This window comes from Desertibacillus haloalkaliphilus (assembly GCF_019039105.1).
Taxonomy (GTDB): Bacteria; Bacillota; Bacilli; order Bacillales; family KJ1-10-99; genus Desertibacillus; species Desertibacillus haloalkaliphilus.
The window spans coordinates 1-387 of the sequence record NZ_JAHPIV010000299.1; the positions used below are offsets into that span (position 1 = coordinate 1).

Below are 387 nucleotides of genomic sequence, written 5' to 3' on the forward strand. Positions count from 1 at the left end.
GCATTAGATAACTTGTTAACGCCATTATTTACATTATTTATTACAGGTATCTTAACCTTCACTTTTGTTGGTCCTATCACTCGTACAGGTGGAGATATGATTACAGGAGGTTTGGTATGGCTCTTTGAAACAGCAGGTGTCATTGGTGGGGGATTATTTGGGTTAATTTATGCACCTATTGTTATTACAGGCATGCATCATAGCTTTATCGCTGTTGAAACGCAATTGTTAGCAGATTTAGCAAGAACAGGAGGATCGTTTATCTTCCCTGTAGCAGCAATGTCCAATGTTGCACAAGGTGCAGCAGCATTAGCAGTTATTTTTATCACAGCCAATAAAAAAATGAAAAGCATTGCGTCAGCTTCAGGTATATCTGCGTTATTAGGG

General features: G+C 38.8%; 1 protein-coding gene. It reads left to right on the forward strand.

The window, feature by feature from the left end; all coding sequences use genetic code 11:
* On the forward strand, positions 1 to 387 hold a 387-nt coding region (locus tag KH400_RS22030), incomplete at both ends, for a PTS transporter subunit EIIC (protein WP_217228276.1).